We start from the raw sequence: 25426 nt of genomic DNA, 5'->3' as shown, positions 1-25426 counted from the left end.
CGCGCGGCAGTTGAGGAGCACACGATGAGCATGGCTGTGGTCGGCCTGGTGGCCGGCATGGCGCTCGGTTTCGCCGGTTACTTCGGCGGCTTCGGGGCCTTTCTGCTGGTGGCCGCGCTGGGCGCGGTCGGCTTCATCGCCGGCCGCTTCCTGGACGGCGACCTTGAACCCGGCGACTTCTTCCGGAGTCGCGAGCGCGGCGACCGGCGACGGTGACGGGGGTGACAGACCGGGTCGGCGCCGCCGAGCGCGGACAGACCCGGATCGCCGACCGGGTCGTCGCGAAGATCGCCGCGCAGGCGGCCAAGGAGGCCGTGGACGAGCGGCCGCCCAAGGACGCCGACGCGCCGCGTGCCACCGTCACCGTGCACCGCGACACCGCGCGGGTGCGGGTCATCCTCGACCTCGCCTACCCCTGCGACATCGGCCGTCAGTGCGGCGCGGTGCGTCGCCGCGTCGGTGAGCGGGTAAGAGCCCTGGCGGGCATGGAAGTGCCCGAAGTGGCGGTGCAGGTCGAACGGCTGCACCGGTCGGCAGCGGGCACCGCACCGGAGGGGAGCATCCGATGACCGAGCCCCAGGACCCGGAGAACGCCACGCGGCGCCTGCCCACCGTCGAGTCGGCACAGCCCGGCGGCGGCGTGCTGGAGATGGACCAGTCCGCGTCGGGCTCCAGCTACGAACCTGCCGCCGCGCCGGAGCAGCCGGGCGGCAGGGCGGGCCGCTTCTGGTCCGGGCGCAGGATCCCCGCGGCGCTGGTCGCCCTGATCGTGCTCGGCGGCGCCGGCCTCCTGCTGTACGACGTCGCCGCCGTGCGGGCCGACCACCCGGCCATGCAGTGGCGGCGCACCACCGCCGACGACCTGGCGAGCCGTCACCTCGACGACGTATGGGTCCTCGCGGGATCGGCGCTGGCGGCCGCACTGGGCCTCTGGCTCCTCGTCCTGGCCCTCACCCCCGGGCTGCGCGCCCTGCTGCCCATGAGCCGCCGTCACTCCGGTGTACGGGCCGGGCTCGACCGGACCGCCGCCGCACTCGTCCTGCGCGACCGGGCCGTGGAGGTGGCCGGTGTGCAGTCCGTGCGGGTGAAGATGAGCCGGCGCAAGGCGACCGTGCGCGCCCTCTCGCACTTCCGTGAACTCGACGACGTCAGGGCCGACCTGGACACCGTCCTGTCCCAGGCCATCAGCGAACTGGGCCTGGCACGGCCGCCGGGCCTCTCCGTGCACGTGCGCCGGCCGGCGAAGAAGGGGTGACCCCGTGATCAGAACCGTCAACCGGGTCCTGCTCGGCCTGGCAGGACTCGTCCTCCTCGTCCTCGGCGGTGCCGTCCTGGCGACCGGGCTCGGCTGGTCCGCCCCCTCCTGGTGGCCCTTCGACTCCAGGAACGACGTGCTGCTGAGCAAGGCCGACCGGACCAGGTGGCGGGACGAGGGCTGGTGGTGGCCCACCGTCATCGCGGTCCTCGCCGTCCTGGTGGTCCTCGCGCTGTGGTGGCTCCTCGCCCAGCTGCGCCGCGGGCGCCTGGCCGAGGTGCTGGTCGACAGCGGGGACGGCGAGGGTGCGCTGCTGCGCGGCAAGGCCCTGGAGGGTGTGATCGGTGACGAGGCCGGGGCCCTGGACGGGGTGTCCGACGCCAGCGCCACGCTGACCGGCCGGCGTACCGCCCCGCGGGCCCGGATCCGGATGCTGATGGAGCCCCACGCGGCCCCGGGACTGGTGCTGCGCGGCGTCTCCGAGGGGGCGCTGACCCACGCGCGGACCTCGGCCGGGCTGGACGAACTGCCCGCCGAGGTCCGGCTGAGGGCGGTCAAGCACCGCGCGGAGCGGGTGACCTGAAAGGCCCCGCGGCGGGCCGCCGGACCGCCGTCAGAAACCGTGCCGGGCGCCGCCGTCGACCGGCACCATGATGCCCGTCAGATAGGAGGCGGCCGGGGAGAGCAGGAAGGCCGCGGTCTTCCCGAACTCCTCCGGGGTGCCGTAGCGGCGCAGCGGGATGCGCGCCTCGTTGGCCGTACGGGACGCCTCCGCGTCGCCGGACAGCGCGTCCAGCTCGCGCACCCGGTCCGTGTCGATCCGGGCCGGCAGCACCCCGACGACGCGGATGCCGCGCGGGCCCAGCTCGTCGGCCAGGGACTTGGCGAAGCCGGCCAGGCCGGGGCGCAGCCCGTTGGAGATGGTCAGGCCGGGGATCGGCTCGTGCACCGATCCGGACAGGACGAAGCCGATGACACCGCCCTCGCCGAGCGATTCGGCCGCCGTACGGGCCAGGCGTACGGCGCCGAGGAAGACCGACTCGAAGGCCGACTGCCACTGGTCGTCCGTGTTGTCGGCGACGAAGCCCGGGGCCGGGCCGCCGACGCTGATGAGAATGCCGTCCAGCCGGCCGAAGTGCTCCTTCGCGGCGTCCACCAGCCGCCGGGCGGCCAGCGGGTCGGCGTTGTCCGAGCCGATCCCGACCGCGTCGGGGCCCAGCTCCGCCGCGGCCTCGGCGGCCGTCTTCTCGTCACGGCCGGAGACGATCACCTTCGCACCGTCGGCGGCGAGGGCACGCGCGGTGGCGTTGCCCAGCCCGCGGGTGGCCCCGGTGACGATGTACACACGGTCCTTCAGTCCAAGATCCATGGGTCCTATCCTGCCAAGTCCTCACCGGCGAGGTCGACCGCGCTGTTCACCAGGCCGATGTGGCTGAACGCCTGCGGGTAGTTGCCGAGCTGGCGCCGGGCCACCGGGTCGTACTCCTCGGCCAGCAGGCCCACGTCGTTGCGCAGCTCCAGCAGCCGTTCGAAGAGCTCCTCCGCCTCGTCCCTGCGGCCCGTCCGGGTCAGGGCGTCGACCAGCCAGAACGAGCAGGCGATGAAGGCCCCCTCGTCGCCGGGGAGACCGTCGACCGACCCGCCCTCGGTGCTGTAGCGGCGGATCAGACCGTCGTGGGCGAGCTCGCGGCGCACCGCGTCGACGGTCCCCGTCACCCGGGGGTCGCTGGGCGGCAGGAAGCCGGTGCGCACGATGAGCAGCGTCGAGGCGTCCAGCTCCTCGGAGCCGTAGTACTGGGTGAAGGTGTTGCGCACGGGGTCGTAGCCCTTCTCGCAGACCTCCGCGTGCACGGCGTCCCGCATCGCCCGCCACCGGTCGGCGTCGCCCGGCAGCCCGGGGTTCTCCTCCAGGGTGCGCACCGCGCGGTCGGCGGCGACCCAGGCCATCACCTTGGAGTGCACGAAGTGGCGGCGCTGCCCGCGGACCTCCCACAGGCCCTCGTCCGCCTCGCGCCAGGTGGACTCCAGGAAGCCGAGCAGGCTCAGCTGGAGGTTCCAGGCGTGCGGTTTGTCGTGGAGCCCGGCGTCACGGGCCAGTCTGAGCGAGTCGATGACCTCGCCGTACACGTCGAGCTGCTGCTGCCGCACCGCCGCGTTGCCGGTCCGGACGGGCAGGGAGTTCTCGTAGCCCCGCAGCCACGACAGCTCGGTCTCGGGGAGTCTTCGCTCGCCGGCCAGCCCGTACATGATCTGGAGGTCGGCGGGGTCACCGGCCACGGCCCGCAGCAGCCAGTCCCGCCAGGCGGCGGCCTCCTCCATGTAGCCGACCGAGATCATGGCGGCCAGGGTGAGGGTGGAGTCCCGCAGCCAGCAGTAGCGGTAGTCCCAGTTCCGTACGCCGCCGATCTCCTCGGGGAGCGAGGTCGTCAGGGCCGCCACGATCCCGCCGGTGGGGGCGTAGGTGAGCGCCTTCAGGGTGATCAGGGAGCGGAGCACCGCCTGCCGGTGCTTGCCGTGGTAGGTGCAGCGGGCCGCCCACTTCGCCCAGTCGGTGAGGGTGTGCTTCAGCGACTTGTGAGGGTCGATCAGCTTCGGGCGGGGGGAGTGCGAGGGGTGCCAGGTGAGGACGAACGCCACGCTCTCGCCCTCGGCGACCGTGAAGGAGGAGCAGGTGCTGAACTGCTGGCCCCACGTCTTCACCGCCGGCTCGCTGCGCAGCCAGACGGAGTCGGGGCCCGCGACCGCCACCCGGTGGCCGTGCGAGCGGCGCATCCACGGGACCACGGAGCCGAAGTCGAACCGCAGCCGCAGGACGGAGCTCATGTCGACGCTGCCGCTGACGCCCTCGACGATCCGCATGACGTCGGGGGCCTTGTCGCGCTGCGGCATGAAGTCGATGACCTTGACCGTCCCGGTCCTGGTCTCCCAGAAGGTCTCCAGGACCAGGGAGTCCTCCACGTAGGCGCGCCGGGTGCAGGTGTCCGTGCTGTCCGTGCCCTGGGGGGCGATGCGCCAGTGGCCGTTGTCCTCGTCGCCGAGCAGCGCCGCGAAGCAGGCGCCCGAGTCGAAGCGGGGCAGACAGAGCCAGTCGACAGAACCGTTCCTGCCGACCAGAGCGGCGGTCTGGAGATCGCCGATGATGGCGTAGTCCTCGATGCGTGGGGTCACGCTCTGGCGTCTTCCCGAACCTGAGCCCCGCTAAGCAGCCGAAGCCGTACGAACAGACGGGCGCGGCCCGGGGCTACGCGGTCGCCGGCTCCGGCTGCGCCGCCGTGTCCCCGTCCTTGTCCCCGTCGTCGTCCGCGGCGGCCTCCTCGCGGTCACGCTTCTCACGGCGTACGAGAATCACCCAGCCGACGGGGACGCCGGCGGCGAAGAGCCACCACTGGACGGCGTACGCCATGTGGGGGCCGATGGAGCTGTCGTCGGGGGCGGCGATCGTCTCGGGGCTGTTGTCGGCCGGTTCGGGGGCGGTCAGCTCGACGTACCCGCCGAGGACGGGGCGGCCGAGCAGATGCGACTGCTGGGAGCTGTTGATCAGCATCACCTGGCGGTCGGGCAGCCCTTCGAGGTCCTTGATGCCACTGGCGCTCGTCGTCTCGTCCGCCTTGAGCCGGCCCGTGACCGTGACCTCGCCGCGCGGCGGGGCGGGGACCTCGGGGAAGGCCTGCTGGTCCTCCGCGGCCGGGACCCAGCCGCGGTTCACCAGGACGGTGCCGCCGCCCTTGAGGTTCAGCGGGGTGAGGACCAGGACGCCGATGCGCTCGTCCTGCGAGGTACGGCGGCGTACGACGACCTCGTGCTCGGTGTCGAACGTCCCGGTGGCCTTCACGGCACGCCAGTAGTCGGAGCGCGGGACCGTGTGCCCGGGAGAGGTGAGACGGGTGACGGGGACCGGCGCCGCCTCGAGGTTCCGGGTGATCAGCGCGTTCTGCTCGACGCGGTGTTCATGCCGGTGCAGCTGCCAGAAACCCAGCTCCACCATCGTGGGAATCATCGCGAGGACGAGGAGGGTGAGGATCACCCACTGCCGGGTCAACAGGAAGCGGTACACCCCATGACCGTACAACCGGGGTCATGGGGTGCGGCACGGAGGGGTCCCCGTGCGGACGGGCGGGCCCGTCATACTTTGTCCACGATGCCCGTCCTTCCCTCGGCGCGGGCGCAGTGGCCGCCGCAGTACCAGTGGCCGTCGACCTCGACGCCCTGGCCGATGACCTGGACCCGGCAGTGCTCACAGATGGGCGCCATGCGGTGAATGGCGCAGGAGAAGCAGTCGAAGACGTGCACCGCGCCCTGCGCGTGCACCTCGAAGGACATCCCGTAGTCGTTTCCGCAAACCTCACAACGTGCCATGCGCCACAGGGTGGGACGCCGGGCGGCGGCGGGCGAGCCGGCGCGGGGCGAGTCGCCCCCGGTTCACTCCGATGACGGTGACGGCCTCGGCACGGCGACCGTCCCGGCCGGTGCCACGTCCCTCAGCAGATGGGTGAAGGCGCTCTCCTCCAGGATCGGGGTGCCGAACGACTTGGCCTTCACCGTCTTGGACGTGGCCGAGTCCGGGTCGTTGGTGACGAGCAGACTCGTCAGCCGCGACACGCTGGTCGCCACGTGCAGACCGGCCTCCACGGCACGGTCCTCCAGGAGCTCCCGGTCGACCGAGGTGTCCCCGGAGAAGGCCACCCGCATGCCCTGCATGAGCGGTTTGTCCGACTCGTAGCGTCCGGGGTTCGGATACGGGCACGCCGGGCGCTTGCGCGAAGGCCGCCAGCTGCCCTGGCCCTGCGCGGGCCGGTAGCCGGCGCGCGGGGTGACCGGGGAGTCGTACCACTCCGTCAGCGGGCGGCACTCCAGGAGCGGCAGCCGCACCCCGTCCCTCGCCGCCGCGTGCAGGCTGGGCCGGAACGCCTCCGCCAGCACCCGCGCGTCGTCCAGCGCGTGGTGCGCGCGCTGCTGCACCACGCCGAAGTGCGCGGCGAGCGACTCCAGCTTGTGGTTCGGCAGGGGGAGCCGGAGCTCCTTGGCGAGCGCGATCGTGCACAGACGCTGCTCGACGGGCGCGGTCACCGCCGCCCGTGCGTACTCCCGGGCGATCATCGACCAGTCGAAGGCGGCGTTGTGGGCGACGAGCACCCGCCCGGCGAGCCGCTCGGACAACTCCGCGGCGACCTCCGGGAAGAGCGGCGCGCCCTCCAGGACATCGCTGGTCAGCCCGTGGATCCAGACGGGGCCGGGATCCCGCTCGGGGTTCACCAGCGTGTACCAGTGGTCCTCGACGGTGCCTCTGGCGTCCAGGCGGTACACCGCAGCGGACACTATCCGGTCGTCGCGGGCGAGTCCGGTGGTCTCCACGTCGACGACCGCGTACCCCTGGGGATACGCGGCCGGCCACGGCGCTGCGGTCTGACGGTCGTCGAGCATGGTCACAGAGAATACGGGCCGGGACCGACAGTGACCTATCCGGGCGCCTTCCGCGGCGAACCCGGGGACCGCGCGGAGCAGTTGACGGCGGGGTCCCGCAGGCGGGTCGGAGTGCGCCCGGGGAGGGTGCGGTGAGACGCTCCCCGGGTGACGGACACACAGGCGCAGACACACGACGAACCGCACCGGGGCGGGCTCGGCACCCGGCTCAACTGGCTCCGGGCGGCCGTGCTCGGCGCCAACGACGGGGTGGTCTCCACCGCCGGCCTCGTCGTCGGCGTGGCCGGGGCCACCGGGGAGCGTTCCACCCTGCTGACGGCGGGCCTGGCCGGGCTGCTCGCGGGATCCATGTCGATGGCGGCGGGCGAGTACGTGTCGGTGTCGACCCAGCGCGATTCGGAGAAGGCCGCACTGGCGACGGAGAAACGGGAGCTCGAGGAGACCCCGGAGGCCGAGCTCGCCGAGCTGACCGGGCTGCTGGAGGAGAAGGGGCTGAGCAGCCGGCTCGCCCGGGAGGCCGCCGTCCAGCTCACGCAGCGCGACGCGCTGCGCGCCCACGCGGAGGTCGAGCTCGGCATCGACCCGGACGAACTGACCAACCCGTGGCACGCCGCGGGGGCGAGCTTCCTGGCCTTCACGGTGGGCGCGCTGCTGCCGCTCCTGGCGATCGTGCTGCCGCCGTCCTCGGCGCGGCTTCCGGTCACCGTGCTGTCCGTGCTCGCGGCCCTGGCCCTCACGGGGTGGTGGAGCGCCCGGCTCGGCGAGGCTGCGGCAGGGCGCGCGGTGCTGCGGAACATGGCCGGGGGAGCGGTGGCCATGGCGGTGACCTACGCGGCGGGGGCGCTGCTGGGGGCGGCGGGGGTCTGAGCCCGGGTGGAGCGGGGCAACTTCCCTGCCCGGCCGATGTGTTCCGGTTTCCCGTGGGCCGGGGGCGCCGGGCCGCCGGGGCGCCCCCTCTTGGCAGAACCCGCCAAATACCGATGACACCCCATCTCACATACTTGTCGGTAACAACATCTATACCCGGCCCCTCGTGCGCCTCTACGGTGCTCGCATGGAGCCGAACCTGCCCGATGTCGTGCTGTGGTCGATCCCGGCCTTCGTCCTGCTCACCGTCCTCGAAATGGTGTCCTACCGGCTTCACCCGGACGAGGACGCCGCCGGGTACGACGCCAAGGACGCCGCCACCAGCGTCACCATGGGACTCGGCAGCCTGGTCTTCGACCTGCTGTGGAAGATCCCCATCGTCGCGATCTACGCGGCCGTCTACGAGCTGACCCCGCTGCGCGTCCCCGTCCTGTGGTGGACGGTCCTGCTGATGCTGCTCGCCCAGGACTTCTTCTACTACTGGTCCCACCGCGGCCACCACGTCATCCGGATCCTCTGGGCCTGTCACGTCGTCCACCACTCCAGCCGGAAGTTCAACCTCACGACGGCGCTGCGCCAGCCCTGGACCTCGCTCACCTCCTGGCCGTTCTACCTCCCGCTCATCGCCCTGGGGGTCCACCCGGCCGCGCTCGCCTTCTGCTCCTCGGCGAACCTCGTCTACCAGTTCGGGGTGCACACCGAACGGATCGACAAACTGCCCCGGCCCTTCGAGTTCGTCCTCAACACCCCCTCCCACCACCGGGTCCACCACGCCTCGCAGGGCGGGTACCTCGACCGGAACTTCGGCGGGATCCTGATCGTCTGGGACCGGCTCTTCGGCTCCTTCGCCGCCGAGACCGAGCGTCCCGTCTTCGGGCTCACCAAGAACATCGCCACCCACAACCCCTTCCGCGTCGCCACCCACGAGTACGCCGCCATCGCCCGCGACGTACGGGCGGCCGCCACCTGGGGCGAGCGGGCCGGGCGGATCTTCCGCGGACCGGGCTGGCAGCCCTCGCGCCCCGGGGGCGCCCCCGCGGCCGCCCCCGTGCAGCCGCGCGCGGCCACCGAGCACACCGGATGACGCCCCGCGCGGGGGCGCCCCGGCTCGTACGCCCGCTGCTCGTCGCCTTCCTTGCCGTGGCCGTCGTCGATCTCGCCGGACTGCTGGCCGGGGTGCAGACCGCGCACCTCGTCGCCAAGCCGCTCCTGATGCCCCTGCTCGCCGCCTGCGCGGCCGCGCGCGGCGGCCCCCGGCTGCTCGTCGCCGCCCTGCTGTGCGGCTGGGGCGGGGACGTCCTGCTGATGCCCGACTCGGATGCGGCCTTCCTCGCCGGGATGGCCTGCTTCGCGGCGGGGCACGTCTGCTATCTCCTGCTCTTCGGCCGCGCCCGGCTCCGGCCGGCCGCGGGACTCGCGTACGGGGCCCTCCTCGTGGCCTTCCTCGTGTACCTGTGGCCCGGACTGCCCGCCGAGCTGCGGATCCCGCTGACCGGGTACAGCCTGCTGCTCGCGGCCATGGCCTGGCGGGCCGGCGCCCTCGGGCGGTACTCCGCGCTCGGCGGCGCGCTCTTCCTGCTCTCCGACGCGCTCATCGCCACCGGCATCGCCGGCCGGCCGCAGCTCCCCGCCCACGATTTCTGGATCATGCTGACCTATCTGGCAGCGCAGTACCTGCTCACGCGGGGGGCGCTCGGCGGAACAGCGGATTCCACCGGCGCCGCCCCCGGGGCGTACCGTGAGGGGAGTATCAGAATCTGAGACGAGCGAGGAACCCCACGCATGCGCGCCACCGTGATCCATGCCCCCCACGACATCCGTGTGGAGGAGGTGCCCGACGCCATGGTCCAGCAGCCCACCGACGTGGTCCTGCGGGTCCTGCGGGCCTGCATCTGCGGCAGTGACCTGTGGGCCTACCGCGGCGAATCGGCCCGGCAGCCGGGCCAGCGCATCGGCCACGAATTCCTCGGCGTCGTCGAGGAGGCGGGCCCCGGGGTCAAGGGCTTCGCCGTCGGCGACCTCGTCGTCGCCCCCTTCGTCTGGTCCGACGGCACCTGCACGTACTGCGCCGAAGGGCTCACCACCTCCTGCCCCCAGGGCGGCTTCTGGGGATCGGTCGGCTCCGACGGCGGTCAGGGCGAGGCCGTCCGGGTCCCGTTCGCCGACGGCACCCTGGTCAGGCTCCCGGCGGCGGCCGCGTCCGACGACCGGCTGCTCACCGCGCTCCTGGCCCTCTCCGACGTCCTGGGCACCGGCCACCACGCCGCGCTCGGCGCGGGCGTGAAGCCCGGCAGCACCGTCGCCGTCGTCGGTGACGGCGCGGTCGGCCTGTGCGGCGTCATGGCGGCCAAGCGGCTCGGCGCCGAACGGATCATCGCCCTGGGCCGGCACCGGGCCCGTACCGACATCGCCCGTGCCTTCGGCGCCACCGACGTCGTCGCCGAGCGGGGCGAGGCGGCCCTCGCGGCCGTACGGGAGCTGACCAGGGGAGAGGGCGCCCACGGGGTGATCGAGGCGGTCGGCACCGAGCAGTCGATGCGCACCGCCATCGGCATCGTCCGCGACGGCGGCTCCATCGGATACGTCGGGGTCCCGCACGGCAGCGGCACCGGGATAGACCTCGGCGACATGTTCGACCGGAACATCGCGCTGCGGGGCGGCGTCGCCCCCGTGCGTACGTACATCCCGGAGCTGCTCCCCGACGTGCTGGACGGCACGATCGACCCGTCGCCGGTCTTCGACCTGTCGGTCGGGCTCGACGGGGTGCCGGGCGGCTACAAGGCGATGGACGAGCGCACGGCCCTCAAGGTCCTCATCACGCCGTAGCGGCAGCCGCACGCGGGAGGGGCCGGGGACAGTGCGTCCCCGGCCCCTCCGTCATGCCTGGCTGGTCACCTACCGGCGGACGGCGTCCAGCGCGTCCACGACACCGGCTCCGTAGAAGCCGTTGTACTGCTTGCCGCCCTGGCAGACCGCGTCGACGGTGCCGTCACCGTCGATGTCGTACGGCGCACCGCACGCGGTGGCGTCGGCCTGGAGGGTCAGCAGCGCCTTCACCACGGCCGCCGAGGCGTGCGGGTGGGTCGACTTGATCAGGGCCGCGACTCCCGCGACGTGCGGGGACGCCATCGACGTACCGGCCTTGTAGCCGAATCCGCCGCCGGGCAGGGTGGACAGGATCAGACCGTTGTCCGCCGGCGCGTCGGGTGCCTGGTAGCGCGTCGAGTCACCGCCGGGGGCGGCCACGTCGATGACCCCGAGACCGTAGTTCGAGTAGGACGACTTGAGGTTCTTCGCACCGGTGGCGGAGACCGTCACGACACCCGGGAGCATGGTCGGGATGTCGGGGCAGGCACTCGGGTCGACCGTACGGGTGACCGTCGTCGAGTCGTTGGGGCTCGTGGTGTCCTCGATGGCGTCGAGGGCCAGGTCGTGGTCGGAGTTGCCGGCCGCGGCGACGTTGACGACGCCCTTGCCCTCGGCGTAGCGGGTGGCACGGGTGACGGCCTCGACCAGGGCGCCCTGGTCGGGGTCGTTCTTGCAGTTGAACAGCCACGGGTCGGTGTAGTAGCTGCTGTTCGTCACGTCGACGCCGTGCTCGGCGGCCCAGACGAAGCCGCAGACGACGGCCTCGGTGTAGAAGTAGCCGGCCGGCGTGGACACCTTGATGCCGGAGACCTTCACGCCGGGCGCGACGCCGGTGACCCCGGTGCCGTTCTTCGCCGCGGCGATGGTGCCCGCGACGTGTGTGCCGTGGTCGCTCTCACCGGCCGCGGGCCGCCAGGCGCCGTCCGTGGTGTCCGGGGCGCCGGAGACGCAGTTCACCGAGGCCTTGCGGTCGAAGTTCGGGGCCAGGTCCGGGTGCGTGTCGTCCACACCGGTGTCGATGACGCCGACGGTGACCTTGCTGCTGCCGAGCGACTTCTTGTGCGCCTTGTCCGCCTTGATGGCGGGCAGGTCCCACTGCAGGGGCTCCAGCGGGTCCTGGCCCGCCACCGCGTCCTTCGACGCCGCCCGCGCCTCGGCGGCGGTGAGGGGCTGCTCGACCCCGATGTCCTTCGTCGCCTGCGGGACGATCGGGCTGGTGCGCGTGGCGCCCGCCGACTGGACGCCCTTGGCCTTGCGGATCGTCGCGCCGAAGTCCGGGTTCTGCGAGTGGACGACGACGACGCCTATCTTGTCGTACGACGTCACGACGGTTCCGCCTGCCGCGGATATCGCCTTCCGTACCTGCTTGACGGTGTCGTGACCCGTCCGGGTGTTCACGACGTACGACAGCTTGGGGCCGTCCGCGGAGACCGCCGCCGCCGGTGCGTCCGTGGGTGCCGCGGCCGCGGTCCCCGTCGGGAGGAAGCCGAGCGAGGCCGTGAGCGCGAGTCCGACGGGCAGCGTGAGTACGCGAGTCCGTCTGGATGCCAGATGAGCCATGGGTTCTCCACATCATCCGTGCCGGTGGGGCCGGACACCTGTGTGTCCGGTCCGGTACATGACCAGTGAAGTTATCGCTGATCTTCCCGGCGCATCAACGAATACGGGCAAGTGAGTTCGAGGTGTGACCTCTGGGAGTCGCGTCCACGGGCGCCCGTGCGAGAAGACCCAACCTGCGGTGAACCGCTTCGCCGCGCTCTCCGTGCCGTTGCACAGGGAGTCGTGCGTCGAGCCCCGCAACCCCACAACGCAGAGGACTCCCCTTGAAATCCACCGTTCCCACCACCGCACCCGCGTCGCGAGGAGAATCCGTGGCCACCGAAGCACCGCCGCCCCAGAGCCCTGAGGACGGCAGCCCCGTCCAGCCCACGACCGAAGCGTTCCTCGAGGCGCAGAACAGCCCGGAGTTCACCGAACTGCGCCGCTCCCACCGCTCCTTCGCGTTTCCGCTGACCGTCGGCTTCATTGCCTGGTATCTGCTGTACGTGCTGCTGTCCAGCTATGCCGACGACTTCATGAGCAAGATCGTCTTCGCGAACTTCAACGTCGCCTTCGTCTTCGGCCTCGCCCAGTTCGCCACCACGTTCCTCATCGCCTGGTTCTACTCACGCCACGCCACGAACAAGCTCGACCCGCAGGCGGCGGCCATCAAGTCCCGTCTGGAGGCCGACGCATGAGCGCCGCGCACAGCTCGCACGCCGTGATCCAGCTCGCCGCGTCGACGTCGTCGACGAGCGAGCACCGGCCGCTGATCATCACCCTCTTCGCGGTCTTCGTCGCGGCGACCCTGGGCATCACCGTCTGGGCCGGCCGGCAGACCAAGAGCGCGTCCGACTTCTACGCGGGCGGGCGGCAGTTCACCGCCTTCCAGAACGGCCTCGCCGTCTCCGGCGACTACATGTCGGCGGCGTCCTTCCTCGGCATCGCCGGTGCCATCGCGCTCTTCGGCTACGACGGCTTCCTCTACTCCATCGGCTTCCTCGTCGCCTGGCTCGTCGCCCTGCTGCTGGTCGCCGAACCACTGCGGAACTCGGGCCGCTACACCATGGGCGACGTCCTCGCCTACCGGATGCGGCAGCGACCGGTGCGCACCGCCGCCGGCGTCTCCACCATCATCGTGTCGATCTTCTACCTGCTGGCCCAGATGGCGGGCGCCGGCGTCCTCGTCGCCCTGCTGCTCGGCATCACCAGCGACGCGGGCAAGATCCTCATCGTGGCGCTGGTCGGCGTGCTCATGATCCTCTACGTCACCATCGGCGGCATGAAGGGCACCACCTGGGTGCAGATGGTCAAGGCCGTGCTGCTCATCGCGGGCGCGCTGCTGATGACCCTGATGGTCCTGTGGAAGTTCGACTTCAACATCTCCGACCTGCTCGGCACCGCCGCGGAGAAGAGCGGCCACGGCGCCGCGTTCCTGGAGCCCGGCCTCAAGTACGGCGCCACCGGCACCTCGAAGCTCGACTTCATCTCGCTCGGCATCGCTCTGGTGCTCGGCACCGCGGGCCTGCCGCACATCCTGATCCGCTTCTACACCGTGCCGACCGCCAAGGCCGCCCGTAAGTCCGTCAACTGGGCCATCGGCATCATCGGCGCCTTCTACCTGATGACCATCGCCCTCGGCTTCGGCGCCGCGGCACTCATCGGACCCGAGGAGATCAAGGCGAAGAACCCGGCGGGCAACGCGGCGGCGCCTCAGCTCGCCGAATACCTCGGCGGACTCGGCACCACCGGCGGCGCCGTCATGCTCGCCGTCATCTCCGCCGTCGCCTTCGCGACGATCCTCGCCGTCGTCGCGGGCCTCACCCTCGCCTCCTCGTCCTCCTTCGCGCACGACATCTACGCCAACGTCATCCGTAAGGGGAAGGCCACCGAGAAGGAGGAGATGAGCGCGGCCCGCTGGGCCACCGTCGCGATCGGCGTCGTCTCCATCGGCCTCGGCGCCATGGCCCGCGACCTCAACGTCGCGGGACTCGTCGCCCTGGCCTTCGCCGTCGCCGCCTCGGCCAACCTGCCGACCATCCTCTACAGCCTCTTCTGGAAGCGCTTCACCACCCAGGGCGCCCTCTGGTCCATCTACGGCGGTCTCGCCTCGTCCGTGCTCCTCGTGCTGTTCTCCCCGGTCGTCTCCGGGAAGGCCAGCTCGATGTTCCCGGACGTGGACTTCGCCTGGTTCCCCCTGGAGAACCCCGGCCTGATCTCCATCCCGCTGGGCTTCCTGCTCGGCTGGGTCGGCTCGGTCCTCTCCAAGGAAGAGCCGGACAAGGGCAAGTACGCCGAACTCGAGGTCAAGTCCCTCACCGGCACCGGAGCCCACTGACGGCCCTGCCCGCCGCGCCCGACGGGGCCCCGTCGTAGAGATCTACGACGGGGCCCGCCGCACCTCGTGGCAACCGAGCCCCCTCGATGTCAGAAGCCTCGCGTAGTCTCGGAAGTACCGGAACCGCAAACCGCCGACATCACCGGGGGAGGGGGCCCACAGTGCTCATCGACACCTACGGCCGGGTCGCCACCGACCTGCGTGTCTCGCTGACCGACAAGTGCAATCTCCGCTGCACCTACTGCATGCCCGAAGAAGGCCTGCAGTGGCTCTCCAAGACGGACCTGCTCAGCGACGACGAGATCGTCCGCCTCGTCCGGATCGCCGTCACCGAGCTCGGCATCACGGAGGTCCGCTTCACCGGCGGCGAGCCATTGCTGCGCCCCGGGCTGGTCTCCATCGTCGAGCGGTGTGCCGCCCTGGAGCCCCGCCCCAGGATGTCGCTCACCACCAACGGCATCGGGCTCAAGCGCACGGCCGCCGCACTGAAGTCGGCAGGCCTCGACCGGGTCAACGTATCCCTGGACACCCTGCGGCCCGACGTCTTCAAGACACTCACCCGCCGCGACCGGCACAAGGACGTCCTGGAAGGACTCCAGGCCGCACGCGAAGCGGGACTCACCCCCGTCAAGGTCAACTCCGTCCTCATGCCCGGGCTCAACGAGGACGAGGCCCCCGACCTGCTCGCCTGGGCCGTGGAAAACGCCTACGAGCTCCGCTTCATCGAGCAGATGCCGCTCGACGCCCAGCACGGCTGGAAGCGCGACGGAATGATCACCGCCGGGGACATACTCACCTCGCTGCGCACCCGCTTCACCCTCACCGCGGAAGGCGACGAGGAGCGCGGATCCGCCCCCGCCGAGCGCTGGACCGTGGACGGCGGCCCGCACCGCGTCGGCGTCATCGCCTCCGTGACCCGGCCCTTCTGCAGGGCCTGCGACCGCACCCGGCTCACCGCCGACGGACAGGTCCGCACCTGCCTCTTCGCCCGCGAGGAGACCGACCTGCGCGGCGCCCTGCGCTCCGACACGCCGGACGAGGAGATCGCCAGGATCTGGAAGCTCGCCATGTGGGGCAAGAAGGCCGGCTCCGGCCTCGACGACCCCACCTTCCTGCAGCCCGACCGCCCGATGTCAGCGATCGGCGGCTGAGGACTCCCACTCCGCGAGCGTCACGACGTCCTTGAGGAAGCCGCGCACACCGAGGAACGAGGAGAGATGCTCCCGGTGCTCGTCGCAGGCCAGCCAGGTCTTGCGGCGCTCCGGAGTGTGCAGCTTCGGGTTGTTCCAGGCCAGCACCCATACGGCATCGGCACGGCAGCCCTTGGCGGAACAGACCGGTGCGCCGGTGGCGCTCTCGGCGGAAGTGTCGGGGAAGTTCACAACCTCAACCCTAGGCGCTCCCGCACACGGTCCGTGCGGCGCATCCCCGCCGGAGAATGGCGACGCCGAGCAGCCACGGGGGGAGCTGCCCGGCGTCGGTCCGTCGCTCCGACGGGGGATGCGGAGCGCTCACGAAGTATGCCACGGGGGCCGGGGTCAGGTGCACCGGAACGTCATGATTGATCTGAGCTTTTCTTGAGCTTCGGAGAGTGCTCCCGGTCAGCCCGCAGAGCGCGGATCGCCCGCCCGCCCCGCCGGGCCGGGCTCCGTGACGGGTTCCGGACCGGGTTCCGCCGACCCCGCCACCGTCGCCGCGCCGAGAGCGGGCCGCACCGGTGCGGGCACGAACGTCGAAGGGAGCGAAGGGGCGTTCTCGCGACCGGCGTTGGCGATGACCACCGAGACATAAGGGAGCAGAACACCCAGGGCGAGCGCCACCACGGCCACATGCCTCTCGACGTTCCACAGGGTCGCGGCCAGCACCACGGAAACGGTGCGCACGGACATCGAGATGATGTAGCGCCGCTGCCTGCCGCGCACGTCATCGGCGAGACCCTGGCGGGCACCCGTGATCCGGAAGACCTCCGTACCGCTCTGCTTCCGCATCGTGACTCCACCACCAGATCTCTGTGCCGGACTTCCCCGGACGGCGCGGCTCCTACGGTACGCCCGGAGTCAGCCGCATTCGAGACCGGGGCGAGTCCCGTGCACGCGGGTCCGGGCCGCGGTCCCACGTACGGCCGTGTCCGGCATGCGGCGTACGTCCGGCGGGCCGAGACTGGGCGGACGTGCGCACTTCTGCGCCGCACGAGGAGGCGATATGAGCTGGTTGTGGGCAATCATCGTGGGTCTGGTGCTGGGTGTGATCGCCCGGGCGATCCTCCCGGGGAAGCAGAACATCCCCCTCTGGCTGACGGTGGTGTTCGGCATCCTCGGCAGCATCCTCGGCAACGCCGTGGCGACCTGGATCGGGGTCAACGACACCAAGGGCATCGACTGGATCCGCCATGTGCTGCAGCTGATCGGCGCCGTGGCCGTGGTCGGTGTCGGGGACATGCTCTGGCAGTCCATCAAGGGCAACCGGGCCAAGCGGGAGAGAACCTGACCCCGGCGACGCAGCACCGCGGTCGGCCACGCGTCACGCGTGACCGGCCGCAGTGCTGCGCCCGTGGGTGTCAGCCGGCGACGACCTCGACGGCCGCCAGGTTCTTCTTGCCGCGGCGCAGGACCAGCCAGCGCCCGTGCAGCAGCTCCTCGTGCGCCGGAGCGCTCTCGCCGTCGGTGACCTTCGCGTTGTTCACGTAGGCCCCGCCCTCCTTGACCGTGCGGCGGGCGGCCGACTTGCTGGCGGAGAGCCCGACCTCGACCAGGAGGTCCACCACCGGGCCCAGCTCGGTGACCCGGGCGTGCGGCACCTCGGACAGGGCGGCGCCCAGCGTCGCCTCGTCCAGCTCACCGAGCTCACCCTGGCCGAACAGCGCCTTCGACGCCGCGATCACCGCGGCACACTGCTCACCGCCGTGCACCAGCGTCGTCAGCTCCTCGGCCAGCGACCGCTGGGCCGAACGCGCCTGCGGACGCTCCTCGGTGAGCTTCTCCAGCTCGTCGAGCTCCTCACGGCTCTTGAAGCTGAGGATGCGCATGTACGTCGAGATGTCCCGGTCGTCCACGTTCAGCCAGAACTGGTAGAACGCGTACGGCGTCGTCATCTCCGGGTCGAGCCAGACGGCACCGCTCTCGGACTTGCCGAACTTGGTGCCGTCGGCCTTCACCATCAGCGGCGTCGCCAGCGCGTGGACCTGGGCGCCCGGCTCCAGGCGGTGGATCAGGTCGATCCCCGCCGTGAGGTTGCCCCACTGGTCGCTGCCGCCCTGCTGGAGGGTGCAGCCGTGGCGCCGGTACAGCTCCAGGAAGTCCATGCCCTGGAGGAGCTGGTAGCTGAACTCCGTGTAGCTGATGCCCTCCTGCGACTCCAGCCGGCGGGCCACCGAGTCCTTGGTGAGCATCTTGTTGACCCGGAAGTGCTTGCCGATGTCCCGGAGGAACTCGATCGCGGACAGGCCCGCGGTCCAGTCCAGGTTGTTCACCATCGTCGCGGCGTTCGGGCCCTCGAAGGTGAGGAAGGGCTCGATCTGCCCGCGCAGCCGCTGGACCCACGCGGCGATGGTCTCCGGGTCGTTCAGCGTGCGCTCCGCGGTCGGCCGCGGGTCACCGATCTGACCGGTCGCCCCGCCGACCAGGGCGAGCGGCTTCAGCCCGGCGAGCTGGAGCCGCCGCATCGTGAGCACCTGCACCAGATGGCCCACGTGCAGGCTCGCCGCGGTCGGATCGAAGCCGCAATAGAACGTGACCGGGCCGTCCGCGAGAGCCTTGCGCAATGCGTCCTCGTCGGTGGACTGGGCGAACAGCCCGCGCCACTTCAGCTCGTCGACGATGTCCGTCACGGTCGTTTTCTCCTTGCGGGGTTCGATTGGTTGTCCGGTCAGTCTATGGGGGTCATACGCCCCGGCTGACCGAGCTCATGTGGAAGTCGGGGATGCGCAGCGCGGGCATCGCGGCCCGGGTGAAGTAGTCGCCCCACTCGCGCGGCAGCGTCTTCTCCGTACGGCCCGCCTCCGACGCCCGGGACAGCAGCCCGACCGGCGACTCGTTGAACCGGAAGTTGTTCACCTCGCCGAGGACCTCACCGTCCTCCACCAGATAGACCCCGTCCCGGGTCAGGCCCGTCAGCAGCAGGGTGGCCGGGTCCACCTCCCGGATGTACCAGAGGCAGGTCAGCAGCAGGGCCCGGCCCGTCGTCGCGGCCACCATCTCCTCCAGCGACCGCTCGCCGCCGCCGTCCAGGACGAGGTTGTCCATCGAGGGCGCCACCGGCAGACCCGTCAGCCCCGCGGAGTGCCGGGTCGTGGTCAGCCGCTCCAGCCTGCCGTCCTTGATCCAGTCCGTCGGGGCCAGCGGCAGCCCGTTGTCGAAGACCGACGAGCCGTCCCCCGAGGAGTGAGCGATCACGAACGGGGCCGACTCCAGCCCCGGCGCGTGCGGATCGCTGCGCAGGGTCAGCGGCAGCTCGGAGAGCGTCTCGCCGATCCTCGTACCGCCACCGGGCCGGGAGAAGACCGTCCGGCCCTCCGCGGCGTCCCGGGCGCCCGCCGACCAGTACTGGTAGATCAGCAGGTCGGCGACCGCGGTCGGCGGCAGCAGCGTCTCGTAGCGCCCGGCCGGCAGCTCGATCCTGCGCTCCGCCCAGCCGAGGCGCTGCGCCAGCTCCGCGTCCAGGGCCGCCGGGTCGACGTCCTTGAAGTCACGGGTGGCCCTGCCCGCCCAGGCGGAACGGGTCCGGTCGGGGGACTTGGCGTTCAGCTCCAGCGTGCCGTTCGGCTGGTCGTGGCGCAGCCGCAGCCCCGTCGACGTACCCAGGTACGTCGAGTTCAGCTGGTGGTGGGCGAAGCCGTACAGCTCACGGCCGCCCGAGCGGGCCCGGGCGAAGGCGTCGCCGAGCGCCGGGGCGAAGTCGGCGAAGACATCGGAGCCGGTCTCGGCCGGCGGCTCCGTGAAGTCGGCGGAGGCCGGGACCCCGGAGACCAGCGGCTGAGCGTCCTCAGCCGGACCCGCGCCGCGCGCGGCGGCCTCGGCGGCCCGCACCAGCGGTTCCAGGTCGTCGGCGGTGACGGCCGAGCGGGACACCACCCCGGAGGCCGTTCCCTCGGCGCCGTCCACGGTCGCGATCACGGTCAGGGTCCGCCCCCGCGTCACCCCGTTCGTGGTGAGCGCGTTACCGGCCCAGCGCAGGTTGGCGGAGGAGCTCTCGTCCGCGATGACCACGCAGCCGTCGGCGGTGGACAGCTCCAGGGCGCGCTCGACGATCTCGTACGGCTTGCTGACGCGGCTCATCGTCCGGCCTCCTGCGTCGTGTTGAGGATGTTCACGCCTCGGAAGAGGGCGGAGGGGCAGCCGTGCGAGACGGCCGCGACCTGGCCCGGCTGGGCCTTGCCGCAGTTGAACGCGCCGCCCAGCACATAGGTCTGCGGGCCGCCGACCTTCTCCATCGAGCCCCAGAAGTCCGTCGTCGTCGCCTGGTAGGCGACATCACGCAGCTGTCCGGCCAGCTTGCCGTTCTCGATCCGGAAGAACCGCTGCCCGGTGAACTGAAAGTTGTACCTCTGCATGTCGATGGACCACGACCGGTCGCCGACCACGTAGATCCCGCGCTCCACCCCGCCGATCAGGTCCTCCGTGGAGAGCCCTCCCGGATCCGGCTGCAGCGAGACGTTCGCCATGCGCTGCACCGGGACGTGCTCCGGGGAGTCGGCGTACGCGCACCCGTTGGACCGGCCCAGGCCCGTCAGCTTCGCGATCCGGCGGTCCGTCTGGTAGCCGACCAGGGTGCCGTCCTTCACCAGGTCCCAGGACTGCGCCTCGACGCCCTCGTCGTCGTAACCGATCGTCGCGAGCCCGTGCTCGGCGGTGCGGTCACCGGTCACGTTCATCACGGGGGAGCCGTACGCCAGCTTCCCCAGCTGGTCGAAGGTCGCGAACGAGGTCCCCGCGTACGCCGCCTCGTAGCCCAGCGCCCGGTCCAGCTCGGTGGCGTGGCCGATCGACTCATGGATGGTCAGCCAGAGGTTGGACGGGTCGACCACCAGGTCGTACGTCCCCGCCTCGACGCTCGGCGCCCGCATCTTCTCGGCCAGCAGCCCCGGGATGCGCTCCAGTTCGGCGTCCCAGTCCCAGCCGGTGCCCGTGAGGTACTCCCAGCCCCGGCCCACCGGCGGAGCGATCGTCCGCATCGAGTCGAACTCACCTGTCGTGGAGTCCACGGCCACCGCGGTCACCTGAGGATGCACCCGCACCCGCTGCTGCGTGGTGACAGTGCCGGCGGTGTCCGCGTAGAACTTGTTCTCGTGGACGGTCATCAGCGAGGCGTCCACATGCGCCACCCCGTCGGCCGCCAGCAGCCGCGCGCTCCACTCCGAGAGCAGCGCGGCCTTCTCCTCGTCCGGTACGGAGAACGGGTCGACGTCGTACGCCGACACCCAGGTCCGCTCGCCGTGCACCGGCTCGTCAGCCAGTTCCACACGCTCATCGGAACCGGCCGCCGCGATGACCTTCGCGGACAGCTTGGCCATGGCGACGGCCTGCGAGGCGACCTTCGCCGCCGCGTCCATCGTCAGGTCCACCCCGGACGCGAACCCCCAGGCCCCGCCGTGCACCACCCGGACCGCGTACCCGGTGTCGGTGGTGTCCGACGTCCCGGACGGCCGGGCGTCCCGCAGCCGCCAGGAGGCGCCGCGCACCCGCTCGAACCGGAAATCCGCGTGTACGGCGCCGAGCGCACGGGCGCGGGCGAGGGCCGCGTCGGCGAGGGCACGCAGCGGCAGGGCCAGGAACGACTGATCTACCTCGTGGGCCACGCGGGCCTCCCCTTCTCCACCTCTGAAAATGTCTCCGCAGTGAATCATGGGGGGTCGCCGCGCCCTCGTGCTCCGGTTTTACGTTGCCGTGTCCCGGCCGGACCGTTCTGTAGGAACCCAACAGTGCCGCGATGGAGCCACTGTCAGAGGCCGATTCCTTGGATGAGGGGTGGTACCGATAGGTTTTCGATGTACCAGACCGTCAAGGAAAGGGTGATCCGTTGAGCCGCTCGGTTCTCGTCACCGGAGGAAACCGGGGCATCGGCCTCGCCATCGCCCGCGTCTTCGCCGACAACGGCGACAAGGTCGCCATCACCTACCGCTCGGGGGAGCCGCCGCAGGCGCTCACCGAGGCGGGCGTCCTCGCGGTCCGGTGCGACATCACCGACACCGAGCAGGTGGAGCAGGCCTACAAGGAGATCGAGGAGAAGCACGGTCCCGTGGAGGTGCTGGTCGCCAACGCCGGTATCACCAAGGACCAGTTGCTGATGCGGATGACCGAGGACGACTTCACGTCCGTGGTCGACACCAACCTCACCGGCACCTTCCGCGTCGTCAAGCGGGCCAACCGCGCGATGCTGCGCGCCAAGAAGGGCCGTGTCGTCCTGATCTCCTCGGTCGTCGGCCTCCTCGGCTCGGCGGGACAGGCCAACTACGCCGCGTCCAAGGCGGGCCTGGTCGGCTTCGCCCGGTCGCTGGCCCGTGAGCTGGGCTCGCGGAACATCACGTTCAACGTCGTCGCACCCGGGTTCGTCGACACCGACATGACCCAGGCGCTCACCGACGAGCAGCGCAAGGGCATCGTGTCGCAGGTGCCGCTCGGCCGCTACGCGCAGCCCGCCGAGATCGCCGCCGCGGTGCGCTTCCTCGCGTCCGACGACGCGTCGTACATCACTGGAGCCGTCATTCCCGTTGACGGCGGATTGGGCATGGGTCACTGATCACCATGAGCGGAATTCTCGACGGCAAGCGCATCCTCATCACGGGTGTGCTGATGGAGTCGTCCATCGCTTTCCACGCAGCCAAGGTGGCCCAGGAGCAGGGCGCCGAGGTCATCCTGACGGCCTTTCCCCGGCCGACGCTGACCGAACGGATCGCCAGGAAGCTTCCCATGCCCGCCAAGGTCATCGAGCTGGACGTGACCAACCAGGAGCACCTGGACCGGCTCGCAGGCCTGGTGCGCGAGGAGCTCGGCTCGCTGGACGGCGTCGTCCACTCCATCGGCTTCGCGCCGCAGGACGCGCTCGGCGGCAACTTCCTCAACACCCCGTTCGAGTCCGTCGCCACCGCGATGCACGTCTCGGCGTTCTCCCTGAAGTCGCTGGCCATGGCCTGCAAGCCTCTGATGAGCGAGGGCGGCTCGATCGTCGGACTCACCTTCGACGCCCAGTACGCCTGGCCGCAGTACGACTGGATGGGCCCGGCCAAGGCCGCGCTGGAGGCCACCTCCCGCTACCTCGCCCGTGACCTGGGCAAGGACGGGCTGCGCTGCAACCTGATCTCCGCCGGACCGCTCCGCTCCATGGCCGCCAAGTCCATCCCGGGCTTCGAGGAGCTGGCAGACGTCTGGAACACCCGCGCTCCGCTGGCCTGGGACATGAACGACCCGGAGCCGGCCGGCCGCAGTATCGTCGCGCTGCTCTCCGACTTCTTCCCGCGTACCACGGGCGAGATCATCCACGTCGACAGTGGCGTGCACATGATGGGCGCCTGACCCGCCACCGGCTCACCGACGGCCGCGTACCCCCGGCGAGGGGTACGCGGCCGTCGCGCGTGTCCACCGGCTCTCCCGGCGCTCAAGTCGAAAAGATGGCGGTTCCACCGCAGAATGTGGTGGAACCGGACTTTTGGTCAGGCTGTGGGGAGGAGATCGCTGTGCGCTCCACACGTCGCCGAACCTGGGCCCTGCTCGCAGCGGCGGCCGTCGTCGCCGGGCTGCTGGCCCCGGTGGCCGTGAGTGCGGCCAACCGGGCAGGAGGCGCAGCGGCAGCGCCCCTCGCGCCGGAACCGGAGCCCTCGGGTGCCGAATGCCGTATGTCGGTCGAGGGGTCCCGGGTGGTCGCCTACTGCCACAACCCGTACCCCAGCACCGATCTCGTCCGGCTCCACACCGAGTGCGCGCGCTGGTGGGACGTCGACGCCGACGGCAGTGCGGTCGCGGTGCAGCCGGGCAGGACGGTCAAGCTCGAGGACCGCTGCTGGAAAGAGGTCGGCTCGGCCTGGATCAGCCACTCGGTGTCCTAGGGAACCTCCGCTCAGACCCGTTGGGAACCTCCGCTCAGACCCGTTCCCTCAGGCAGTCCAGCGCATGGGCCGCCGCCTCGGCGGCGGCCGTCTCCGCGTCGCCCGCACGGATCGCCTCGACGAGCCGCGCGTGGTCCATGAGCTCCTGCGGCCCGAGCCGCGTGCCCACGTCGTCGCGCAGGTAGTCGCGGAGCAGGTCGTTCAGGTCGGCGTAGAGCTCGGTCAGCACGTCGTTGTGCGAGGCCGCGACCACGGCGAGGTGCAGGGTCGCGTCGGCGGCCACGAAGGCCTCCGCGTCCCCGGACGCCCAGGTCTCCTCGCGCCGCGCCATCAGCGTGTCCAGCTGCCGTAGGTCCCGGTCCGTGCGCCGCAGCGCGGCAAGCCGGGCCGCCGAGGACTCCAGTGTGGAGCGCAGCTCGGCGACGTGCCGGGGGTCGGCGTCCGCGAACCTGCGGTGCATCACCCCGGCCAGCTCACTGGTCGCCACCACATACGTGCCGGAGCCCTGGCGGATGTCCAGCAGGCCGTTGTGGGCCAGGGCGCGCACCGCCTCGCGCACCGTGTTGCGGGCCACCCCGAGCTGCTCGACCAGCTCGGGCTCGGTCGGGATCCGTGAGCCCACGGGCCACTCACCCGTGGTGATCTGGTTCCTCAGTTGGGCAATCACCTGGTCGGCGAGAGCCGAACGCCGCGTGGACGTCAGCGCCATGGTGCTCCTTGCTCGTGTTCCGGAAGGGGTCGTCCGGGAGGTGCGGGCCCGTCGGATCGCCTCAATCGTCTCAGGGGGAGAACGAAAGTGGACAGTCAATCATCCCATGATTCTATGATGGGTCTCATGCGTCACGACGAGACCCCGACCCTGAGCCCTCCCGCCGCCCCCAGCACCACGGTGCCCAAGAGCCCCGGGCCCTCTCCCTGGATGCTGCGGATCGTCACCATCGGCCTGGTCCTCGCCGCGCTCAACCTCCGGCCCGCCATCACCAGCCTCGGCCCCCTCCTCGAAGAGGTCCGGGACTCCCTGCACATGAGCGGCAGCGTCGCGGGTCTCCTCACCTCCGTGCCGCCGCTCTGCTTCGCGGTCTTCGGCTTCATGGCGCCACGGCTGGCCCGCCGGTTCGGCCCCGGCGCCATCGTCTGCGCGGGCATGGCGGCCATCACCGCCGGACTGCTGCTGCGCCCCTTCGTGGGCGGTACGGCGGGGTTCCTCGCAGCCAGTGCCCTCGCCCTGATGGGCATCGCGGTCAGCAACGTCCTGATGCCCGTCATCGTCAAGCGCTGGTTCCCCGACCGGGTCGGCACCGTGACCGGCCTCTACTCGATGGCCCTGGCGCTCGGCACCGCACTCGCGGCCGCCCTCACCGTGCCCGTGACGGACGCGCTGGGCGGCAGCTGGAGGACCGGGCTGGCCGTCTGGGCGGGGCTCGCGGCGGTCGCGATCCTGCCCTGGATCCCGCTCGTACGGGACCGCGGCGGTGCCTCCGGGCCGGCCGCCGGAGCCCCGGCCCCCGCACTGCGCATCACCCGCAGCCGTACGTCCTGGGCGCTCGCCTGCTTCTTCGGGCTCCAGGCGACGGCCGCGTACATCACGATGGGCTGGATGCCGCAGATCTTCCGTGACGCGGGGATCCCGGCGGGCACCGCGGGCGTCCTGCTCGCCGTGACCATGGCCATGGGCGTGCCCCTCGCCTTCGTCATCCCCCGGGTCGCCTCCCGGCTGCGGACCCAGGGGCCGATCGTCCTCGTCCTCAGCGGCTGCGGTCTTCTCGGCTACGCGGGCCTCTACCTGGCCCCCGCCGGCGGCGCCTGGCTCTGGGCCCTGCTGCTGGGCATCGCCAACTGCGCGTTCCCGCTCGCCCTCACCATGATCGGGATGCGGTCGCGCAGCGGCGCGGGCGTGGTCAGGCTCTCCGCCTTCGCGCAGTCCACCGGCTACCTGCTCTCCATCCCCGGCCCGCTGCTGGTCGGCGTGCTCTACCAGCACAGCGGCGGCTGGGGCCTGCCGCTCGCCCTCATGGCGGCCCTCCTCGTGCCCCAGACGGTGGCGGGAATGCTCGCGGGGCGGGACCGGACGATCGAGGACGAATGCTGAGGTGCGAGACTG

The 25426-nt window shown here is 71.3% G+C and carries 28 protein-coding genes; 16 read left to right on the top strand and 12 right to left on the bottom strand.

Translation table 11 applies throughout. The features are described 5' to 3' along the window. The first annotated feature begins 24 nt into the window (after positions 1-24). From ACIRD8_RS31150 to amaP, 4 genes are read left to right on the top strand one after another with little or no spacing between them, the layout of a single operon-like run. Positions 25-216 (top strand): hypothetical protein, encoded by a 192-nt coding sequence (locus ACIRD8_RS31150; RefSeq protein WP_030920082.1) that lies wholly within the window; start codon positions 25-27, stop codon positions 214-216. Further along, entirely contained in the window at positions 213-569 is a 357-nt protein-coding gene (locus ACIRD8_RS31145) for a hypothetical protein (protein WP_403998908.1), read from the top strand. Before ACIRD8_RS31150 ends, ACIRD8_RS31145 begins: the two co-directional genes overlap by 4 nt. Continuing rightward, positions 566-1255 carry a DUF6286 domain-containing protein gene (locus tag ACIRD8_RS31140; RefSeq protein ID WP_403998905.1) on the top strand — a complete coding sequence of 230 codons (690 nt, stop codon included), beginning with the start codon at positions 566-568 and terminating at the stop codon, positions 1253-1255. Before ACIRD8_RS31145 ends, ACIRD8_RS31140 begins: the two co-directional genes overlap by 4 nt. A 4-nt stretch (positions 1256-1259) precedes the next feature. Next, positions 1260-1838, top strand: a complete 579-nt coding sequence (gene amaP / locus ACIRD8_RS31135; protein WP_403998902.1) for an alkaline shock response membrane anchor protein AmaP — start codon at positions 1260-1262, stop codon at positions 1836-1838. Between the two features lie 30 nt (positions 1839-1868). On the opposite strand, the gene ACIRD8_RS31130 is transcribed toward amaP, so the two are convergent. From ACIRD8_RS31130 to ACIRD8_RS31110, 5 genes are all read right to left on the bottom strand, one after another. Further along, entirely contained in the window at positions 1869-2624 is a 756-nt protein-coding gene (locus ACIRD8_RS31130; protein WP_403998899.1) for an SDR family oxidoreductase, read from the bottom strand. 5 nt (positions 2625-2629) lie between these two features. Further along, positions 2630-4423, bottom strand: a complete 1794-nt coding sequence (locus ACIRD8_RS31125; protein ID WP_403998896.1) for a glycoside hydrolase family 15 protein — start codon at positions 4421-4423, stop codon at positions 2630-2632. 73 nt (positions 4424-4496) lie between these two features. Next, a complete protein-coding gene (locus ACIRD8_RS31120; protein ID WP_403998893.1) occupies positions 4497-5309 on the bottom strand; it encodes an SURF1 family protein in 813 nt (270 codons plus the stop codon). A 68-nt stretch (positions 5310-5377) separates the two neighbouring features. Beyond that, positions 5378-5611 carry a hypothetical protein gene (locus ACIRD8_RS31115; protein WP_078492597.1) on the bottom strand — a complete coding sequence of 78 codons (234 nt, stop codon included), beginning with the start codon at positions 5609-5611 and terminating at the stop codon, positions 5378-5380. A gap of 63 nt (positions 5612-5674) precedes the next feature. Then, complete coding sequence (locus ACIRD8_RS31110; protein WP_403998890.1) at positions 5675-6682, bottom strand: DEDDh family exonuclease; 1008 nt, start codon at positions 6680-6682, stop codon at positions 5675-5677. Between the two features lie 141 nt (positions 6683-6823). On the opposite strand from ACIRD8_RS31110, the gene ACIRD8_RS31105 reads away from it, so the two are divergent. The 4 genes from ACIRD8_RS31105 (at position 6824) to ACIRD8_RS31090 (ending at position 10369) form a co-directional block, all read left to right on the top strand. Further along, entirely contained in the window at positions 6824-7543 is a 720-nt protein-coding gene (locus tag ACIRD8_RS31105) for a VIT family protein (RefSeq protein ID WP_403998887.1), read from the top strand. Positions 7544-7730: 187 nt separating this feature from the next. Continuing rightward, positions 7731-8627 (top strand): sterol desaturase family protein, encoded by an 897-nt coding sequence (locus tag ACIRD8_RS31100; protein WP_403998884.1) that lies wholly within the window; start codon positions 7731-7733, stop codon positions 8625-8627. Beyond that, positions 8624-9304: a lysoplasmalogenase gene (locus ACIRD8_RS31095; protein WP_403998881.1), complete on the top strand. Its 681-nt coding sequence runs from the start codon at positions 8624-8626 to the stop codon at positions 9302-9304. Before ACIRD8_RS31100 ends, ACIRD8_RS31095 begins: the two co-directional genes overlap by 4 nt. A gap of 21 nt (positions 9305-9325) precedes the next feature. Continuing rightward, positions 9326-10369 (top strand): zinc-dependent alcohol dehydrogenase family protein, encoded by a 1044-nt coding sequence (locus ACIRD8_RS31090; RefSeq protein WP_403998878.1) that lies wholly within the window; start codon positions 9326-9328, stop codon positions 10367-10369. Between the two features lie 69 nt (positions 10370-10438). Here ACIRD8_RS31090 and ACIRD8_RS31085 read toward each other — a convergent pair whose 3' ends face one another. Then, positions 10439-11971: a S8 family peptidase gene (locus ACIRD8_RS31085; protein ID WP_403998875.1), complete on the bottom strand. Its 1533-nt coding sequence runs from the start codon at positions 11969-11971 to the stop codon at positions 10439-10441. Positions 11972-12282: 311 nt separating this feature from the next. Here ACIRD8_RS31085 and ACIRD8_RS31080 point away from each other — a divergent pair, with 311 nt between their 5' ends. From ACIRD8_RS31080 to moaA, 3 genes are all read left to right on the top strand, one after another. After that, positions 12283-12648 (top strand): DUF485 domain-containing protein, encoded by a 366-nt coding sequence (locus tag ACIRD8_RS31080; RefSeq protein ID WP_403998872.1) that lies wholly within the window; start codon positions 12283-12285, stop codon positions 12646-12648. Then, positions 12645-14288 carry a cation acetate symporter gene (locus tag ACIRD8_RS31075; protein WP_403998869.1) on the top strand — a complete coding sequence of 548 codons (1644 nt, stop codon included), beginning with the start codon at positions 12645-12647 and terminating at the stop codon, positions 14286-14288. The genes ACIRD8_RS31080 and ACIRD8_RS31075 overlap by 4 nt, the downstream gene beginning before the upstream one ends. 161 nt (positions 14289-14449) lie before the next feature. Beyond that, positions 14450-15439, top strand: coding sequence for a GTP 3',8-cyclase MoaA (moaA, locus tag ACIRD8_RS31070; protein WP_403998866.1), 990 nt, complete (start codon positions 14450-14452; stop codon positions 15437-15439). Here the strand turns inward: moaA and ACIRD8_RS31065 are convergent. Then, positions 15422-15670 carry a hypothetical protein gene (locus ACIRD8_RS31065; protein WP_203185408.1) on the bottom strand — a complete coding sequence of 83 codons (249 nt, stop codon included), beginning with the start codon at positions 15668-15670 and terminating at the stop codon, positions 15422-15424. The genes moaA and ACIRD8_RS31065 overlap by 18 nt on opposite strands. Positions 15671-15889: 219 nt before the next feature. Next, the gene (locus ACIRD8_RS31060; RefSeq protein WP_403998862.1) at positions 15890-16276 is read right to left on the bottom strand and encodes a DUF3099 domain-containing protein; all 387 of its coding nucleotides are present in this window, start codon (positions 16274-16276) and stop codon (positions 15890-15892) included. Between the two features lie 214 nt (positions 16277-16490). On the opposite strand from ACIRD8_RS31060, the gene ACIRD8_RS31055 reads away from it, so the two are divergent. Continuing rightward, on the top strand, positions 16491-16775 hold the full coding sequence (locus tag ACIRD8_RS31055) for a GlsB/YeaQ/YmgE family stress response membrane protein (protein WP_403998859.1): 285 nt from the start codon (positions 16491-16493) through the stop codon (positions 16773-16775). A gap of 70 nt (positions 16776-16845) precedes the next feature. On the opposite strand, the gene tyrS is transcribed toward ACIRD8_RS31055, so the two are convergent. The 3 genes from tyrS to ACIRD8_RS31040 are packed head-to-tail and all read right to left on the bottom strand — an operon-like array spanning position 16846 to position 21081. After that, positions 16846-18114, bottom strand: coding sequence for a tyrosine--tRNA ligase (gene tyrS, locus ACIRD8_RS31050; protein WP_403998856.1), 1269 nt, complete (start codon positions 18112-18114; stop codon positions 16846-16848). Positions 18115-18166: 52 nt separating this feature from the next. Further along, positions 18167-19561: a metallopeptidase TldD-related protein gene (locus tag ACIRD8_RS31045; protein ID WP_403998853.1), complete on the bottom strand. Its 1395-nt coding sequence runs from the start codon at positions 19559-19561 to the stop codon at positions 18167-18169. Then, positions 19558-21081: a TldD/PmbA family protein gene (locus ACIRD8_RS31040; protein WP_403998851.1), complete on the bottom strand. Its 1524-nt coding sequence runs from the start codon at positions 21079-21081 to the stop codon at positions 19558-19560. The genes ACIRD8_RS31045 and ACIRD8_RS31040 overlap by 4 nt, the downstream gene beginning before the upstream one ends. 221 nt (positions 21082-21302) lie before the next feature. On the opposite strand from ACIRD8_RS31040, the gene fabG reads away from it, so the two are divergent. From fabG to ACIRD8_RS31025, 3 genes are all read left to right on the top strand, one after another. Further along, positions 21303-22022 carry a 3-oxoacyl-[acyl-carrier-protein] reductase gene (gene fabG / locus ACIRD8_RS31035; protein ID WP_403998848.1) on the top strand — a complete coding sequence of 240 codons (720 nt, stop codon included), beginning with the start codon at positions 21303-21305 and terminating at the stop codon, positions 22020-22022. 5 nt (positions 22023-22027) lie between these two features. Beyond that, positions 22028-22795, top strand: a complete 768-nt coding sequence (fabI, locus tag ACIRD8_RS31030) for an enoyl-ACP reductase FabI (protein WP_403998845.1) — start codon at positions 22028-22030, stop codon at positions 22793-22795. A gap of 161 nt (positions 22796-22956) precedes the next feature. Beyond that, positions 22957-23325, top strand: coding sequence for a hypothetical protein (locus ACIRD8_RS31025; RefSeq protein WP_403998842.1), 369 nt, complete (start codon positions 22957-22959; stop codon positions 23323-23325). A gap of 34 nt (positions 23326-23359) precedes the next feature. Here ACIRD8_RS31025 and ACIRD8_RS31020 read toward each other — a convergent pair whose 3' ends face one another. Next, positions 23360-24034 (bottom strand): FadR/GntR family transcriptional regulator, encoded by a 675-nt coding sequence (locus tag ACIRD8_RS31020; protein ID WP_403998839.1) that lies wholly within the window; start codon positions 24032-24034, stop codon positions 23360-23362. 126 nt (positions 24035-24160) lie between these two features. On the opposite strand from ACIRD8_RS31020, the gene ACIRD8_RS31015 reads away from it, so the two are divergent. Beyond that, the gene (locus ACIRD8_RS31015; RefSeq protein ID WP_403998836.1) at positions 24161-25414 is read left to right on the top strand and encodes a CynX/NimT family MFS transporter; all 1254 of its coding nucleotides are present in this window, start codon (positions 24161-24163) and stop codon (positions 25412-25414) included. The last annotated feature ends 12 nt before the right edge of the window (positions 25415-25426 follow it).

Source organism: Streptomyces sp. NPDC102451 (assembly GCF_044765485.1).
Taxonomy (GTDB): domain Bacteria; phylum Actinomycetota; class Actinomycetes; order Streptomycetales; family Streptomycetaceae; genus Streptomyces.
The sequence above is the reverse complement of the archived record's forward strand: the minus strand, read 5'-3'. Positions and strand labels throughout refer to the sequence as shown.

What these genes read in the sequence shown, in the direction of transcription:
- ACIRD8_RS31100 (WP_403998884.1), top strand. Translation starts at nt 7,731, where the DNA reads ATGGAGCCGAACCTGCCCGATGTCGTGCTGTGGTCGATCCCGGCCTTC.
- ACIRD8_RS31015 (WP_403998836.1), top strand. Translation starts at nt 24,161, where the DNA reads ATGCGTCACGACGAGACCCCGACCCTGAGCCCTCCCGCCGCCCCCAGC.
- fabI (WP_403998845.1), top strand. Translation starts at nt 22,028, where the DNA reads ATGAGCGGAATTCTCGACGGCAAGCGCATCCTCATCACGGGTGTGCTG.
- ACIRD8_RS31075 (WP_403998869.1), top strand. Translation starts at nt 12,645, where the DNA reads ATGAGCGCCGCGCACAGCTCGCACGCCGTGATCCAGCTCGCCGCGTCG.
- ACIRD8_RS31115 (WP_078492597.1), bottom strand. Translation starts at nt 5,611, where the DNA reads ATGGCACGTTGTGAGGTTTGCGGAAACGACTACGGGATGTCCTTCGAG.
- ACIRD8_RS31045 (WP_403998853.1), bottom strand. Translation starts at nt 19,561, where the DNA reads ATGAGCCGCGTCAGCAAGCCGTACGAGATCGTCGAGCGCGCCCTGGAG.
- ACIRD8_RS31020 (WP_403998839.1), bottom strand. Translation starts at nt 24,034, where the DNA reads ATGGCGCTGACGTCCACGCGGCGTTCGGCTCTCGCCGACCAGGTGATT.
- ACIRD8_RS31130 (WP_403998899.1), bottom strand. Translation starts at nt 2,624, where the DNA reads ATGGATCTTGGACTGAAGGACCGTGTGTACATCGTCACCGGGGCCACC.
- ACIRD8_RS31060 (WP_403998862.1), bottom strand. Translation starts at nt 16,276, where the DNA reads ATGCGGAAGCAGAGCGGTACGGAGGTCTTCCGGATCACGGGTGCCCGC.
- ACIRD8_RS31055 (WP_403998859.1), top strand. Translation starts at nt 16,491, where the DNA reads ATGAGCTGGTTGTGGGCAATCATCGTGGGTCTGGTGCTGGGTGTGATC.
- ACIRD8_RS31140 (WP_403998905.1), top strand. Translation starts at nt 566, where the DNA reads ATGACCGAGCCCCAGGACCCGGAGAACGCCACGCGGCGCCTGCCCACC.
- ACIRD8_RS31085 (WP_403998875.1), bottom strand. Translation starts at nt 11,971, where the DNA reads ATGGCTCATCTGGCATCCAGACGGACTCGCGTACTCACGCTGCCCGTC.
- ACIRD8_RS31095 (WP_403998881.1), top strand. Translation starts at nt 8,624, where the DNA reads ATGACGCCCCGCGCGGGGGCGCCCCGGCTCGTACGCCCGCTGCTCGTC.
- ACIRD8_RS31090 (WP_403998878.1), top strand. Translation starts at nt 9,326, where the DNA reads ATGCGCGCCACCGTGATCCATGCCCCCCACGACATCCGTGTGGAGGAG.
- ACIRD8_RS31150 (WP_030920082.1), top strand. Translation starts at nt 25, where the DNA reads ATGAGCATGGCTGTGGTCGGCCTGGTGGCCGGCATGGCGCTCGGTTTC.